The sequence below is a fragment of the Streptomyces sp. NBC_00490 genome (assembly GCF_036013645.1).
Classification (GTDB): domain Bacteria; phylum Actinomycetota; class Actinomycetes; order Streptomycetales; family Streptomycetaceae; genus Streptomyces; species Streptomyces canus_F.
Genome location: NZ_CP107869.1, coordinates 48,310 through 63,302, shown reverse-complemented (window position 1 = coordinate 63,302; position 14,993 = coordinate 48,310). Strand labels below are relative to the sequence as shown.

Below are 14,993 nucleotides of genomic sequence, written 5' to 3'. Positions count from 1 at the left end.
TAACCAAGTTGAGTGAGTTGCGTGCGGTGCATCGGGTTTGGTTAGACGGTGAGCATGCGGATCACTGCGGGGAACGCCATCAGGAGCATGACCAGCACGGCGAGTAAGGCGCCGGGGGCGGTCATCTTCTCGCTGGCGGCGTTGGCTTCGGCGGCCTGTGCGGTGAGCAGCTCGGTGTTGAGCGCGGCCGTTCGTGCGCGCAGGGCTTTGTAGACGGCGGCGCCGTCGGTCGCCGAGCCGCGCATGATGTCGGCGACATCACCCAGGCCCGGCAGGTCGTAGGTGTCGGCCAGTTCGGTCAACGCCTGGTACGGCGGGATCTTCTCCAGGCGGGCCCGGCGCAACGCGCCCTGCAGATACAGATACGGCCAGCCGTCACCCACTGCGGCCGCCTTCTCCAGGGCTTCGGTGGGGCCGGCGTCCGCGGCCCGCTTGAGTGCGACCAGGTCGAGGTAGGCGGACAGGGCGTGCGCGAACTCTTCGCGGGCCCGTTTGGCCTGGTCGCGCACCGCGAGGTCGGGCGTGATGAACAGCAGCCCCGCAATGGCGAGTCCGACCGCGGCGGGCACGTAGAAGGGCAGCGAGATGCCCGCGATGATCCAGGGGATGGTGACCAGCACCGGGCACAGCAGCCCGAGGGCGGCGAGCGCGGTCTTCTTCAGCATGAAGGTGCCTGGCCCCTGTCCAAGCAGGGCGAGGTTGGTGGCCGGCACCGTCACGCCGGGCAGCCGCTCCAGGCGGGCCAGCAGCCAGCGCCCCCACACCTCGTCCCGGTCCAGCACCTCCTCCTGGGGCATGCTCAGCGTCCCGGGTGCGCTGCGGGCCAGGGCGGTGGCCAATGCGGGCTGCGGCTGCAGCAGTTCCCGCACGAACAGGGCGACGCCGCCGCCGATGAGGCCGCCGGTGATGACGACGGGAAACAGGTTCACGAGCGGGCTCCTTCCGGCTCACGCCCGACCGCCGCCGCCGACGTCTCCGCGCTGGGGGCGGGCAGGCGGACGGTGCTGCGCGGGTCGGTGATCAGGAAGCGGGGGATACGGCGGAAGCTGCCCAGCTGGCGCATCATCGCCAGCACCGCCACGAACCCGGCGGTCAGGAAGCCGAGTACCAGCTGGCCCAGCAGGGTGGAGTAGGGCCTGGTGTACGAGGGCACAAAGAACCCCGCGATGATCACGCCCAGGGTGATGAGGGTCATCCACCGCACGGTGGTGCGGGGTTTGGCGCGGTCCGCCTCGATGGAGCGTTTGCGGCCGACCTCCTCGCGGACGGTGCCCGCCAGGTCCTCCAATGCCTGGGCCAGGCCCGGGCCGCGGTCGTTGACGGACAGGATGAGTGCTGCGGTGACCTTGTCGGCGGTGACGTCGTCGAGTTCGCCGGCGAAGGCCCGCAACGCGTCTTCGGGGCGCCAGCCGCGGCGCAGCCGCTCCGACAGGCTCGCGATCTGCGGGGCGAGGGTGTCCGGTGCCCCTTTCCGGCTGGTGATCATTGCCTGTTCCAGGCCCATTCCCAGCCTGAGCAGCCCGGCCAGGCGCTGGGTCCACTCACTGAGGGCTTCCAGCTGACCGATGCGCTCGGCCGCGATCTTGGACGGCGTGATCAGCCACGGCACCCCCACCACCGCCGCGCCCAACAGCAGGCCGGCCACAAAGTTCCCGGACAGGAGCCATACCGCGCCGAAGACCACGAGCGCGCAGACGGCAAGGGTCCGCCGGCGCAGCCGCACCTCCTCGCCCTGGTCCCGGCCCGCGCGCAGCGCTTGCCAGCGCCGGCGCAGCGGGGCCCGGCGGGGCGTGGTGGTGCCGACGATCCCGGCGACGGTGCCGATGAGCCCGCCGACCACAGCCATCCCGGACAACAATGCGAGCAACAGGGTCATCGGCCGGCCCCCACCTTCAGCGGAAGCGGCGCCGCCCACGCTCCGTAGGGGTGCTGCAGGAGGGTGGAGTCGAAGCCGACCCGGCGCAGATCATCGACGCAGCCGGGGTCCATCCGCGGCACCGCCCGCAGCTCACCGAACTCGACCCCGGGGGAGAAGACTTCGTTCATGGCCGGGCGGCCGGACTCGCCGATCCCGGTCAGCTCCAGGACGTGGGAGACGTAGCGGTGGCGGCGGCCGCCGATCCGGGTCTCGTCCGTCATGTCGACGAACACGATGAAGTCCAGCCCGTTCGCGGTCTGCCGGTAAGCGAGCTGCTCGGACAGATTGCCCTGCGCGAGGGCATACAGTTCGGCGATCCGGTCGACGATGACGTCGGGGCGACGCGCGTGGATCGTGCACAGGTTGCCGCCCGCACCATTGGTCAGGGCCTGCATCATCGCGACGATCTCCGGGCCGCGGACCTCACCGACCACGATCCGCTCCAGCGACATCCGCAACGCCGGATGCATCAGGTCCAGCAGCGTGACCTCGCCGGCGCCGCGCCCGGTGGCGTCCTTCTCCCCGTTGGACTCGCGCCCGATCAGGGAGACGACCTGGCGGTGGTAGCCGTTGGTGTGGGCGAAGAGCTCGTCCTCGGTCTGGATGGTGGCGAAACGGGTCTCGGGATCGAACTCGCGCAGCATCGCCCGCAACAAGGTGGTCTTCCCCGCCTTCTGCTTCCCCGCGATCATGATGTTCTTCTCCGCCCGCACGCACGCGCCCAAAAACTCGCGCAGGATCGGATCGATGGTCCCCAGGCGGACCAGCTCGTCCAGGTCGGCATGCGAGACACGGTGGCGGCGGATGACCGCATACGTCATCGGCCCCAGCCCCGTGATGGCCTGCAGCCGGGAGCCGTCCTGCAGCGACAACGCGAGCGTCGGATTCGCGGTGGAGATGGTGCGCTCACTGTGCCCGGACTCCCGCGACAACTCCCGCAAAAGGTCCAGGAGTTCTTCCTCGGAGTCCGCGATCGAGCCGACTCTGCGGCGCTCGCCGTCGCCGTAGTCCAGCCACACCTCATGGGGGCCCTGGATGATGATGTCCTCGACCCGCTCGTCATCCAGATACGGCTGCAGCCGCCCGGCCCGGTAGAGCAGGTCGTAGACGGCACGCCGCAGCGCGTCATCCTCCTGCGCGGTCGTGCTGAGGCCGCGCTCGAGGCCCTGGGCATCGGCCCACAGCGCGACGGCCTCATTGATCCAGTTCAGGCACTGCTGTTCCTCGGTGGCCCGGTCCGCCTCCGGGTTCTTCTTCAGCAACTCCTCACGCTGGCGGGCCACCTGGCCGGCGATATGCCGGGCCACCCGGTAGTCGACCGTGATCTGAGGAACCGCAGCCCCCAGCTGTTCCCCGCTCGCCGCAGAGCCGAGCGGGACGCCGTTCGCCTGGCGCGGCCACACTGGGGCACGTCCGGGCGGAGGGGTCACGGTGGGGTTGTCGTGCAGCGGCCTACCGCGCACGGGACACCTCCCCACTGGTCGCGCCCGCACCCGCGCCTGTGCCGGGGGCGAGGTGGGCCTGTTGCCAGGCGGCTCGCTGGACCAGCAGGGTGGCGCCGGTGCGGGCCGCCTTCATCAGCTGCGACTTGGCGAAGCGGCGTGGCTGTTCGGCGCCGTCGGACAGCACCTTCGCGTCCTGCGGCGCATACGGCAGGGTCGCCACCACCGGCGCCTGCAGCACCCGCTGCACCTCACCGGCCGGGTAGGGGCCGTCATCGATCAGGATCAGGCCGACGCCGCCGACACGCTCCTCCAGCGCGCTCACCCGCGCTTGGGCGGCCTGCAGGCAGCGCAGCGTGTTCCGCACCACCACCAGCGTCGTGTCGGCCTGTTCGGCCAGTACACCGGAGGGGCCGAACGCCCCACTGCGTCCGAGGTCGATCAGTACGTCGTGTCCGTGTTCGGCGTCGATGCCGCGGAACATCACCGCGAGGGCTTTCCACACCGGTGCCAGGCTTGCTGCCTGTGCCGGGTCGGTGATCCCGGGCAGCAGCATCCGGTCCCGCGGTGACTCCTTGGTGGCGTCCTCGCTGCTCAGGTCGATCAGCTGGCGCCAGAACGCCTCACCGAACTCGCCCTTGCGCACGGCAACGGACAAGTTCCGCAGGCCGTAGCGGTCGCCGAGCGTGCCCTGCAGCAGACCGTGCAGCACCGCCCCGCCGTCCGGGTCGCACTCAGCGAGGATCATCTTCCGGCCCCGCTCGAGTGGCCAGTTCAGCAGCAGGGCCAGCGCACTGGTGGTCACGCCGGGTGCGCCGCTGCAGCCGGCCAGGGCGATCACACTCATCAGCTGCCGTCCGGAGCATCGAGCACCAGGCGCAGGGTGCCGGCCGCCACCCACGCCGCGACGGTCGGACCGTCCGCAGCGGCGGTAGCGACGTCGACCACCACGACACCGCTGCCGGGGGCGGCTGCGGAGGCCTTGACTACCCGGCCAGCGAGCGTCTTGGGCGTCGTGTCGCTCTCCGACTCCGAGGCCGTTGCGCCCTGGGCGGGGACATGGACCAGGCGCACCTTCTGGCCCGGCACCAGGGCGGTGGCCGGGACCTGCTCCGGCTTCAGGCCGATCGGCACCAGCTGCTCGCCCGCCTTGACCAGGGAATCCTTCGTCACCTGCGACGGAGTAAGCAGCGAGCCGGGCTTGAGCTCGACGGCGGCCCGCTTGCCCACCACCGACTCCAGCTCGTCGGCCTCGACCGCCTTGACCGCCGGGTCCAGCGCGACGGAGGCCTGGCCCAGATCCTGCTCGGTGAGGACCTGGCCGACCTGGACGTCGCGGACCACGGTGACCACCTCGGTGCGCTGGGCCACCTGGAGCAGCAGGACCGCAACGCCGGCCCCGCCGGCGGCAATCAGCGCCAGCGACAGGGCGATCATGCCCGGGCGGCGTCTGCGCGCGGACACCCGCGGCGGCCTCACTGGGCTGGCGACCTGCCCCTGCGGGGGCACGCCGGCCGGGGGCGCGGGGCGTTCTTGTATCGTGCTCAACGCTTTCTCCTTCCGGCGGTGCTACCTGACGACCTGCAGTTCGCCGATCGCTACCTGGGCCTGGGACTGTCTGATCTCGGTGAACTGACCAGCTTCGCCGCCTCCGTTGACCTGCCAGTCCACGGTCCAGGTGGACGTGGCCGTGAGGGTGTACTTGCCGTCGGCCTTGGAGACGGAGCTGCGCATGTAGGTGTGGCCGCAAGTTGGGGACTTCGCCATGCCGTCCGATGCCTGATAGGCGGTACCGGGGCCCGTGCAGGTGACCGTGGCGCCGTCGCCCATCCGCCACACGATCTTCGAGACGCTCGCGGTGGCGGTGACGGTGACTCCTCCGGCCGTCGCGGAGGCGGTGTTGGGGCCGTAGGTCGTGGCGCTCTGGTTGACCCACATCCACACGGGCACACCGACGGTGTACTTGCCCGCCGCCCGGGGGCTGGCGACATCGGGGCCCGCCAGCTTCATTTTGTCGACGGCCTGCCGTGCAAGGACCTCTGGATCGATCGCGGGCACAGCCGGGTCGGTGCCCTCTGAGATCCAGACCACGCCGATGCGGCCGGTCTCTGGGCACACGACGCGGTAGACGGCGCCGGTGCCGCCCTGGCGCTTGCCTTCCTGCATGGCTAAGTTCTCCGCCGGGGGCTGCGGGTTGAGCTTCTCGTAAGTGCACTTCGGCGCGTCCGAACTGTCCGCGCTGGACGTGCTTCTGCCGGCTGTGCCCTCTTCCTCGCCCGAGCCAGACGCGCCGGACGCACGCCTGCCGTCCTGGGCGCACACCTTGACGTACATCGAGGCCCCCGCGCAGAGGCCGGAGCCATCGCCCTCGGCATACGCGGCAGGGGTGAGAACGCCCGTCAGGACCACCGCGGCCGTTGTCGCCACTCCGCGTCTCAGCATTCGCCGCCCCCCTGGGTGTTGACGTCGGTCACCATCCAACGGCCGTCCCATCGCTCTGCCTTGGCTGTCGCTTGGTACCGCAGCGGCTGGTTGGTCGGGAGCGGGATTACCTTCTTCGCTTTCGTGTCGTAGGTCTCGTACTTCGACAGGTCGACGCAGTCCGACAGCGTCGCCTTGGGCGTCTTGGCGCTCATGTCGAGGTCGGTCACCTGGGCGTCGTGGCCGATCTGGCCGCGCACGACGGTCCCTGTCTTCTTCATCCGATACAGGTCCAGCTCGATCTTCGACAGGGCATCGAGGGTGGCGTAGCTCGAGAGTCGTGTTCCCATCGCGGAAGCCTGCCGGTATGCCTTCGCCTGCTCGGTGGTCATGCCGTCGAAGGCGGCGAGCACGGCAGCCTTCACCGCAGCGTCGGGGTCTGCGGGCGTCGAGTCCTTCGATGGCGAAGGACTCGGTGAGGCAACGGAGGCTGACGCCTCAGCAGCGGAGTCGCCGTCGCCGGAGCTGCACGCGGCCAGCAGGGCCAGGCCGGTCACGGCCATCAGGGCGGCGTGCTTTCGGAGTCGGTGGGCTCGTGTCACGTTGTCTCCCCGTTCGAGCGGTGCGGCAGAACCGCTGTTGTGGTTACCAGCAGGCATCGGCGCGGCATCAAGGCCCGGCGCATCTGCGGTGATGCTTTTGCGTGACTGCGATATGCCCGGGCGGTGTCGGCGCGCCGACACCCGCGGCGGCCTCACTGGGTTGGCGACCTGCCCCTGCGGAGGTATGCCGACCGGGGGCGCGGGGCGTTCTTGTGTCGTGCTCAACGCTTTCTCCTTCCGGCGGTGCTACCTGACGACTTGGAGTTCGCCGATCGCGACGGGGATCTGGGACTGCCGCTTCTCGATGAGCTGCCCTGTTCCTCCGCCGCCTCCGGTGATCTGCCAGTTGATCGTCCATGTCGACGTGGCGCTCAGCGCGAACTTGCCGCCCGGCTCATGGGCTGACGTTGTGCTGTAGACGTGGCCGCATGTCGGGGACTTCGCCATGCCGTCCGATGCCTGATAGGCCGTGCCGGGGCCCGTGCACGTGACCGTGGCGCCGTCGCCCATCTGCCACACGATCTTCGAGACCCTCGCGGTGGCGGTGACGGTGACTCCGCCGGCCGTCGCGGACGCTGAGTTGGGGCCGTAGGTCGTGGCGCTCTGGTTGACCCACATCCACACGGGCACGCCGACGGTGTACTTGCCCGCCGCCCGTGGGCTGGCGACATCGGGCCCTGCCAGTTTCATTTTGTCGACGGCCTGCTGCGCGACAACGGCGGGATCGACCGGCGGTGCGGCGTCTTGGTCGGCTCCGGCGCCTATCTCGACGAGCCCGTCACCGTCCACGTCGCAGACGTACTCGTAGACGGTCTTTCCGTCCTGGTAGTACGTGCTGCCGGGGGGTGGTTGCGGGTCCATGGCCTGGGACGTGCAGTCGGGAGCTGCGCCCCCGGTGGTGTCCTGGCCGGCGTTGGATCCCTGACCGTTCTGCCCGTCGCTCTTGTCTTGCGTGCCTACCCCCACGCAGAACGACAGCAGGTCGCAGTTGCCCTTGTCGATGTCCGGGTCGTCCCCGGCATGGGCCGTGGCGGCTGAGGCGACGACCAACGCGGAGGCCAGCGCCGCCACCGTGCTATGGCGAATCAGCATGTCTGGTCCTGCGGCGTGATTTTGACGATCACCCAGTTGCCGTACCACTTCTCTGCTTCGACCTTGGTGATGTACTTCGTCAGCCGGCCCTGTGGGAGGGTGACCGCCTGGCCGCTGGACTTCTTGACGAGCGTCCACTGCGAGACATCGGTGCAGTCGGTCAAAGACGCGTGCGGCGTCTTCCTCTTCATGTCGACCGAATCGACCTCGGGAGCCAGGACCGGTTTGCCCGTCGCCACGAGTCCCTTGGCCTTCAAGGCCTTCACTTCGGTCTCGTCTTGGAGGTAGGCCTCAGCGACGGCGTACTTCTTCAGATCCGTGCCCTGAACGCTGGCCTTTCCATAGGCTTTGACCTTCTCGTCCCAGTACTTGCGGTAAAGCGCCTCGACGGCTGCTCCGGGATCAGCACTCGGAGACCCAGAGGCGGCGGTCGGCGTGGACGGCGCAGCAGATGGGGCCTTCGACTCTGAAGCGTCGTCCTTCGTCGTGCTCTCGCTGCAACCGGCCAGCGCCAGGCTGCCCGTGACGAGCAGGGTGGCTGCGTAGGTGCGGGCGCGAACACCCGGGCGCCCGGCCGCGCGTCGTGCTGCTCGTGTCACGTTGTCTCCCTGTACGAAGCGGTGCGACAGAAACGCTGCTGTGGTTTCCAGCAGGCATCGGCCCGGCATCGAGGCCCGGCCCATCTGCGGTGATGCTTTTGCGTGATCGCGAGAGGCGGTGAGGAACGCGGCCAGAGCGGAGCGCCTCAGCATGTGCTGCTCCCGTCCGGCGTGAGCTCTGTGATCATCCACTGCGTGCCCCACTTCTCCGCAGTCGCCGTCGTCACGTAGCGCAGAGGCTGGTTCGTCGGGAATGGCTTCACCGCTCCGGTCTTCTTCTTGACGGTGCGCCAGTTCGAGATGTCCAGGCAGTCCCGCAGTGTCGCGGTGGGTGTCTTGCCGGTGAGTGTCACGGTGACATCGGTGACGTCGTTCACCGGGGCACCCTTGGTGGCGGTGCCGGCCTTCTGCATGACCAGTACGTCGCCCATGGCCTGCGCGAGGGCATCCTTCGTCGCGTACTTCTTGAGGTCGGTGCCTTTGATGTCCGCTTGCGCGTAGGCCTTGACCTGTTCGCCCCACAGGGCGCTGTAGGCGGTGCGGACCTCGTCCTCGGCCTTGGTCTGAGCATCCGGGCTCGTCGACGTCGACGCCGCCGCAGAGGAAGGGGACGCTGGCTCCTTCGCGGCGTCATCCTTTGCGGGGCTCTCGCTGCAACCGGCCAGCGCCAGGCTGCCCGTGACGAGCAGGACGGTTGCGTAGGTGCGGGCGCGAACACCGGAGCGCCCGGTCTTGCGTCGTGTTGCCCGTGTCATGTTGTCTCCCCGTACGACATGACCGCTGTCTCCGCCCGCCGCTCATCGGCGTTCTGGGCGCACGGCCGCTTCCAGCTGCTGTGATGCTCGTGAGTGACCGCAAGGTAACGCATATGCCAGCCAACTACGCTTTGCAGGCGGCGAGTTGACTCAAACCACTCGGGCCCTCTCTGGTCACATGTAGGGCCAGAAGCCGACCGATGGGGGTGCGGATTCGTCAGTTCCGGTCGCGCACGATTCCCGGGACCCGCAGGACAGGGACGCACCAGTTGCGTGAACGTCACTGCTCCTCCTTCTCCGGGGCCTGTCGGCGCTCGGCGCCGTCCTGGTCCGAGATCCGCTGAGTGATGTCGACCGGATCCGAGCCGATCTCGAGGATCTTGGGCGGAGCGAGCGTGGCTCCTGTGCGCAGCGCGAGGCCGGATCTGCCCGTGCCGCCGTCGGCCCTTGTGGGCTCGGCGGACAGCAGGGTGCCGGGAGCGGGTGTCGTGTCCGCGGAGGGGGTGGCGCCGGCCATCGCGCTCAGGGCGACTGCTCCGGCTGCCCCGGCGGCGAGCAAGCCGGCAAGGAGGGAACGGATCGATCGCATGAAGACCGTCACCTCACCCGGAGATCGCGATGTTCGCGGTGTCGAACTGAGGCAGGTGGAAGCCGACTGTGCCGGTGCTCGGCGGTGGCGCGGGGAACTGCATGAAGACACGCGCGCTCTCACCGGGCTCGAGAGTGGACAGTCCCGTCGTGGTGAGCGGGCGGTCGTCGGTGTCGCGCAGGACGTAGTAGCGCTTGCGGGCTGAGAAATCGACGACCGTCGCCCCAGTCAGCGATGAGCCGGTCCTGAGGACGTCCGTCTCGTTGCCGCGTAACTCGGCCGGGACCACGGTCGTCTTGGGACCGTTGTTCGTCAGGTCACCGTGGACGGTGAGGTAGCCGGCCGCCCGGTCCCGCTCGGCCACCGTGATCGTCAGGACCAGCCCGTTGCGGCCGGCGAGCTCCGCCTGCGGATCCGCCGTTCGTTCCTGGTGGCTGCGCGGTGAGGAGTTACCCCCGTGCAGGGTGGCCGCTGCAGCACGGTCGGGCAGCGTGCTGCTGCCCGAGTCCGAGCAGCCGGCCAGTGCCAGCGCCAGCCCCACCGTGATCCCCACAGCCGGCAGGCGTGTTCTGCGCTCTGTGGTGTCCCGTCTCCTCATGGATTTGCGTCCTCTCGGGTCGGATGAACGATCTGCAGGCGCTTGTGCGACGAGTTGCGGGTGCTGGCCAGGGCTGCGGGGGAGCGGCGGCTCCGGGCGGCCGGTCACTGGGCGGGCCCGCAGGGCGGCCATACGGTGATTACGTCGCCGTCCAGGGACACGTATCGGCCGGGGAAGCGGCGGCGGACCGCCGCGAGGTCGTTCGGGTCGAAGTCGCCGCTGCCCTGGATGACGCAGGCGCTCCCGATGTAGGAGACGGCCCGCGTCAGGGGCGGCCACTCGTCTACTTCGTATGCTTCGTCGTTGCGAATCTGTTCCGTTGCTTGAGCCATCAGGCACTCCCAAGTTCGGCTACAGGTAAGGCCTTCACTCTCGCGGGCCTCGCCGTGTGGCAGACAATTTATGGTTCGCGTGCGCAAACTACAAGAGGTTTTCGGGGTAGTTGCAAGGCTGCGACATTCACCCCGGGAGTCACGCGTCGCGTCACGGCTGCGTCCACGGGCGGGACCGCCGCCGACCAGCGCTGCCCACACGTCGGCGGTAGGGCCGCGCTCTTCGAGGTCGTGCACGACAGCGGTTCCCAGGGTCAGGTCCATCCGTGTGCGTCTTTCGACTGATGGGCGGCGGCGCGGGCAGCGGTGGCGCCGGCAGGAGCGTGCGCGGCGAGGAAGGCGGCGACGTTGTCGAGTTGCTGCGCGGCGCGTGCGGTGAGCTGGTCCAGCGGAAGCGCCCCGGCCTTGTCCTGGGCGGCCCGCTCCAGTTGGGGGACTCGTCCGGGGCGGGCCTGGGCGGCGAAGACGGTGTCGAGGTGCGGGCCGCGCAGCTGGACGGGTCCGACACGGCGGCCGCGCACGGTCAGGGAGACGTAGTGCTCGAAGCGCTCCATGGTGGCGACCCTCTCCGGGGTGGGGTTGTCGCCCCACTCGGCGGTGACCGCGGCGATCGCGGTCTTCGATCCGGCGGTGGTGGCCAGGGTGGAGGCGTTCTGCAGCAGGGACAGCCGTACCGGGGCGGGCAGCCGGGACAGCAGCTGGGTCATGCCGTGGACGTGGCACCGGTACTTGCGCAGGTCCTCGAACATCGCGGCGATGGTCTCCGGGGCCGCGCCGGTCAGGGTGATCAGTTCGTCGAAGTACGGGCGGAACGGCACCCGCTGCTCCGGGGGCGTGTCGCGCCGGGAGCGTGCGGCGCGCAGCAGGTCGCGGGCCAGGAGCGCGGTCAGCAGGCGGTCGGTGGGCCCGTTGCCGCCCGGGCACACCCACACGATCATCCGGGAGTCCATCGCCGTGCGGATGTTGTAGACGCCGACGGGCTGGCCGAGAAAGGCGCGGGTGATCGGGTTGGCGGCCAGGCGGGCGATCGGGTTGAGGACCACCGAGAACGCGTCCGGCGCCAGCGTCGGGAAGACGCCCGTCCACCACGAGCGGCTCTCCTCGTCCAGCCGGTCGGCGACAGCGGCGAGTGCGGCCGTGCGGAACCCGGCGTCGGTGAGCAGGGCCCGGACGTGGAAGATCGTGGCCTGGTCCTCGGGCCGGCCGGCCTGGCAGGCCTTCTCGTTGACCGCGACCAGGACGGTGAGCGCGGCGACCAGGATGGTGAGCGCGCGCGGAGCACTCGCGTCGTCCCAGGCCAGTGCGGCCCCATAGGCGTCGGCGATCGCTTCGACGACCTCGTGCGCTGCCGGACCGTGGTGCATGCCGAGCGGGTTCCACGAACTCACCTTCGGGTTGGGGCCCAGAGCGTTGAGGTCGACCAGCGCGATCCGCGGCATCAGGTGGTCGTGTGCGAGGAACGGGGTGGCCCGTGGCCAGGAGTCGCGGTGCGGGTCGACGAAGACGAGCCCGCCGCCTGCGTGGGCCCAGCCGATCGCCTGGGCCAGGGCGCGTTCGGTCTTGCCGCCGCCCGCCTTGCCCGTTCCGACCTCGAACAAGGTCTCTTCGGCGTACGTGGCGACCAGCCGTGGCTCGCCGTCCGGGCCGCGGTAGGTGCCCTGCAGCAGCAATCCGGGATCGCCGAAGGTGAAGGTCGGCAGGTCGCCGGCGAGGACTGGCAGGCGGCAGTTGACGGTGGGCGGCTTGAGCAGGCCGGTGAGCTCCTCCAGCCGTACCCAGTTCGCGCGCGGTGGCTGGCAGTGCCCCAGGTCCCAGCGGCGCTCGAAAGCGTGTCGGGTGGGCCACTGGTCGGCGCCGATCCGCCACGGTCCGAGCCGCCAGCCGCGCATCGCCCACCGTGAGCGGCCGCCGAATACATCGAACGCGGCCTGGAGTTGGGCGAGCCTGGCCTGGGCGCGGCCTTCGGTGTTGGAGGCGCACATCACCAGCAGCTGCACGCGCACCAGGTGGTCGTCCTCGGCGAGCTTGCCCAGCGCCTCGGCCGGCTCGACCCGGCGGGGCACCGGCGGCATCACCAGCCGCCGTCCGGCACTGGAGCCGGAGCGGTCGCTGAGGAGGTGTTGCAGCTGCCCGCTCCAGGAATCCTCGATACCGCTGGCATCCTGGCGCAGCCAGCGCGCGGACCGCTGTGCCTCCCGGCGTTCGGCTTGGCGCGCGGCACTCATCAGCTGCAGGCGGCGCGCCCGCAGGGCCCACTTCGGGGCGCGCTGGATGTCCAGGCGTATCTCGGCGAGGTCGCCGAGCTCGGCCCGCAGGTCGGACACGGCATCCACGAGCGGCTGCAGCGGATCAGGATCCAGCGGCACCTCGCGCAGCGGGGCCGTGAGCTTGCCGCGCAGGATGAACTCGGCGCGCACCGTGTGCTCGCGGGGCTCATCCACGATCGGCCGGGCCCGGTTGACGGTGATGTCCGGCCCGAACGGGGTGATGGACAGCAGCCGCTCACCGCCCGCCGGTCCTTCGATCCGGTAGCGCAACGGCACACTCCCGTCCGCACGCAGCCGGATCTGCACACTCTTCGCCCGGCGCGGCGCCCACCAGGGCATCGCGGTGGACGCGCGAGCAAGCTGGACACCACGTCTGAAAATCACCTCAAAGCCCGGGTCGAAGTGCCGGTTGGGAACCAACTCCAAAGCCATCCGCTCGGCCGAAGCGTGCGCCGCCATCGCACGGACCGCCCACTCACCCGCCCCCCAGCACACGCCGATGGCCACGGCGAGCACATACCAGTGGGCGTACAGCCAGGAGGCGGTGTCGACCAGGCTCGAGACCAGGCCGAGTACCTCACCTGAGGCCGTCTGATCGGCTCGGTGGGTCAGGTACGGGGCTGCGGAGTCCACGCGGGTGCTCCCTTCGTTGTGGTGCGGGTGAAGTGCCAGTCGGTGACGCGCAGGTCGGTGAAGGTGCCGCCGCGGTCCATACCGGCCCACACCAGATGCACCACCGCCCGGTTCGGGCGGCCGTCTTGGCGGGCGATCGCGGCCTGGATACGGAAGCGAGCAGCGGCGAACGCCGGGGACCCGGCAGCGGAGTGGCGGAAGATCTCTGGCCACTTCTCACGGCCAACTCCCGTCACGTCCGCACGCAGCAGCGCACGACCAGTGGCGAGCAACTCCCGTTCGTCAGTGGCGGGAAGGTCCGCGGGCCAGGCCCCTTCCAGCGCCTCCTGGACGGTCCGGTCGCCAGCAGTCCCCTCGCCATGCGGCGGTAGCGCCGACGGAACGACCGGCGATGGCGAGGCAGCGCGCGGCTTGGACGGCGCCGCCTCGATGGTCGGCGCGATGCCCGCAGGCGCGGCGGCCGCCGACGACGGCACCCCGGTCACGGAGACCGGCGACGAGCCCGGGGCCTGCTGCTCCTGGCCGTGCGGCACGGCCAGCAGGGCGACGCCGCAGACGGCGAGGACGACGGTGCTCAGCACCAGCAGACGCGGCGAGCGCGGGGGAGTGGTCACAGCAGTCGAGCTCCCCCCGCATAGCCGGACATGGCCTCGACCGCGTCCAGGCGGACCACCGTGCCGGGGCGGGCGGCGTTGACCATCTGCCCGCCGCCCAGATAGATCCCGACGTGGTAGATCGTGGAATCGCGGCCGGGGGCGTACGCGTAGAAGACGAGATCACCGGGCTTGAGCGCGCTGGTGCCGAGGCTCGCGGGGATGCGCCGGCCGATGCCCGCCTGCGCGGCCGCGGTACGCGGCAGTCGAATACCCACCCGCGCGTAGGCGTAGGTCGTCAGCCCTGAGCAGTCGAAGCCCTTGATGCTTGCGCCGCTCTTCCCGCTGGGCGAGCAGCAGATCCCGTACGACGGGCCCTTCGCATTCCCGCCGCCCCAGGAGTAGGGGACACCCCGTTGGGCGAGTGCCGTCTCGAGGACGGTGCGGACCTTCCCCGAGGCGTGGCCCAGACCCGGATCCTTGGCGGCCGCCGTGTACTGGTCGATCCACCCGAGCACGTTCGCCACGTACTCGCCGGAGTGGTTGTACTGGAAGATTGCCGCCTTGAGCTGGGCCCGCTCGGACAGGTCGCGGCCGTTTCCGCACAGGTAGATCGCGGCACCGAGCGCGGCATCGTCGGCGTTGTGCGGATCAGCGACCTGGTCACCGTTGCCGTCCTTGCCGACGCCTTGCCAGGTGGAGGGCAGGAACTGGAACGGGCCAACAGCACGCTCCCCGCTGGCGGTGCCGTCCCAGCGGCCGCCGTCGGTGTCCGGGAAAGCCGTGGTGTTGCCGCCCGCCCCGGAACCGTTGAGGAGCACCCCGTAAATCCGGGGGCGGATGTCCCCGTTGCCGGCGATGCCATGTCCGGTGGCGTGGTTGGACTCGACCTTGGCGATCCCGGCGAGGACCGGCCAGCGCATCCCCTGGCACTTCGTTACATGCGTGCCGACCTGCTGGACGGCCTTCTTGTACGCCATCAGCATCCGGGCCGGGATGTCCGCGGCGCTGCCGCCCTCGGCGATTCCGCTGTCGTCCTGCGCACCCGTCTGCAGCGCAACGTACGCGCTGATCGCGTTGCCGACCGGGGCGGCACAGCACACGGCGGCGAACATCAGCAGCGCGACCATGCATGCCCACCGCCTCACCCGC

Annotated in this window: 16 protein-coding genes; all 16 read right to left on the bottom strand. The window is 70.0% G+C overall.

The genetic code is table 11. The features are described from left to right. Positions 1 to 41: 41 nt before the first annotated feature. The gene (locus tag OG381_RS00315) at positions 42 to 929 is read right to left on the bottom strand and encodes a type II secretion system F family protein (protein ID WP_327714034.1); all 888 of its coding nucleotides are present in this window, start codon (positions 927 to 929) and stop codon (positions 42 to 44) included. Beyond that, positions 926 to 1,876, bottom strand: coding sequence for a type II secretion system F family protein (locus OG381_RS00310; protein ID WP_327714033.1), 951 nt, complete (start codon positions 1,874 to 1,876; stop codon positions 926 to 928). The genes OG381_RS00315 and OG381_RS00310 overlap by 4 nt, the downstream gene beginning before the upstream one ends. Then, on the bottom strand, positions 1,873 to 3,381 hold the full coding sequence (locus OG381_RS00305; RefSeq protein ID WP_327714032.1) for a CpaF family protein: 1,509 nt from the start codon (positions 3,379 to 3,381) through the stop codon (positions 1,873 to 1,875). Before OG381_RS00305 ends, OG381_RS00310 begins: the two co-directional genes overlap by 4 nt. Continuing rightward, on the bottom strand, positions 3,371 to 4,207 hold the full coding sequence (locus OG381_RS00300; protein WP_327714031.1) for a hypothetical protein: 837 nt from the start codon (positions 4,205 to 4,207) through the stop codon (positions 3,371 to 3,373). Before OG381_RS00300 ends, OG381_RS00305 begins: the two co-directional genes overlap by 11 nt. Beyond that, positions 4,207 to 4,908 (bottom strand): SAF domain-containing protein, encoded by a 702-nt coding sequence (locus OG381_RS00295; RefSeq protein ID WP_327714030.1) that lies wholly within the window; start codon positions 4,906 to 4,908, stop codon positions 4,207 to 4,209. The genes OG381_RS00300 and OG381_RS00295 overlap by 1 nt, the downstream gene beginning before the upstream one ends. A gap of 21 nt (positions 4,909 to 4,929) precedes the next feature. Then, positions 4,930 to 5,802 carry an ATP/GTP-binding protein gene (locus OG381_RS00290; RefSeq protein WP_327714029.1) on the bottom strand — a complete coding sequence of 291 codons (873 nt, stop codon included), beginning with the start codon at positions 5,800 to 5,802 and terminating at the stop codon, positions 4,930 to 4,932. After that, positions 5,796 to 6,608 (bottom strand): hypothetical protein, encoded by an 813-nt coding sequence (locus OG381_RS00285; protein WP_327714028.1) that lies wholly within the window; start codon positions 6,606 to 6,608, stop codon positions 5,796 to 5,798. Before OG381_RS00285 ends, OG381_RS00290 begins: the two co-directional genes overlap by 7 nt. Before the next feature lie 21 nt (positions 6,609 to 6,629). Then, a complete protein-coding gene (locus OG381_RS00280; protein ID WP_327714027.1) occupies positions 6,630 to 7,475 on the bottom strand; it encodes an ATP/GTP-binding protein in 846 nt (281 codons plus the stop codon). Then, positions 7,469 to 8,227 (bottom strand): hypothetical protein, encoded by a 759-nt coding sequence (locus OG381_RS00275; RefSeq protein ID WP_327714026.1) that lies wholly within the window; start codon positions 8,225 to 8,227, stop codon positions 7,469 to 7,471. Before OG381_RS00275 ends, OG381_RS00280 begins: the two co-directional genes overlap by 7 nt. Next, positions 8,221 to 8,829: a hypothetical protein gene (locus tag OG381_RS00270; RefSeq protein WP_327714025.1), complete on the bottom strand. Its 609-nt coding sequence runs from the start codon at positions 8,827 to 8,829 to the stop codon at positions 8,221 to 8,223. The genes OG381_RS00275 and OG381_RS00270 overlap by 7 nt, the downstream gene beginning before the upstream one ends. Positions 8,830 to 9,109: 280 nt before the next feature. Beyond that, positions 9,110 to 9,418: a hypothetical protein gene (locus OG381_RS00265; protein ID WP_327714024.1), complete on the bottom strand. Its 309-nt coding sequence runs from the start codon at positions 9,416 to 9,418 to the stop codon at positions 9,110 to 9,112. 13 nt (positions 9,419 to 9,431) lie between these two features. Continuing rightward, positions 9,432 to 10,016 (bottom strand): hypothetical protein, encoded by a 585-nt coding sequence (locus OG381_RS00260; protein ID WP_327714023.1) that lies wholly within the window; start codon positions 10,014 to 10,016, stop codon positions 9,432 to 9,434. 104 nt (positions 10,017 to 10,120) lie between these two features. After that, entirely contained in the window at positions 10,121 to 10,348 is a 228-nt protein-coding gene (locus OG381_RS00255; RefSeq protein WP_327714022.1) for a hypothetical protein, read from the bottom strand. Positions 10,349 to 10,602: 254 nt separating this feature from the next. After that, a complete protein-coding gene (locus OG381_RS00250) occupies positions 10,603 to 13,248 on the bottom strand; it encodes an ATP/GTP-binding protein (protein ID WP_327714021.1) in 2,646 nt (881 codons plus the stop codon). Beyond that, positions 13,224 to 13,862, bottom strand: a complete 639-nt coding sequence (locus OG381_RS00245) for a hypothetical protein (RefSeq protein WP_327714020.1) — start codon at positions 13,860 to 13,862, stop codon at positions 13,224 to 13,226. Before OG381_RS00245 ends, OG381_RS00250 begins: the two co-directional genes overlap by 25 nt. Next, a complete protein-coding gene (locus OG381_RS00240; protein ID WP_327714019.1) occupies positions 13,859 to 14,971 on the bottom strand; it encodes a C40 family peptidase in 1,113 nt (370 codons plus the stop codon). The genes OG381_RS00245 and OG381_RS00240 overlap by 4 nt, the downstream gene beginning before the upstream one ends. Positions 14,972 to 14,993 lie beyond the last annotated feature (22 nt).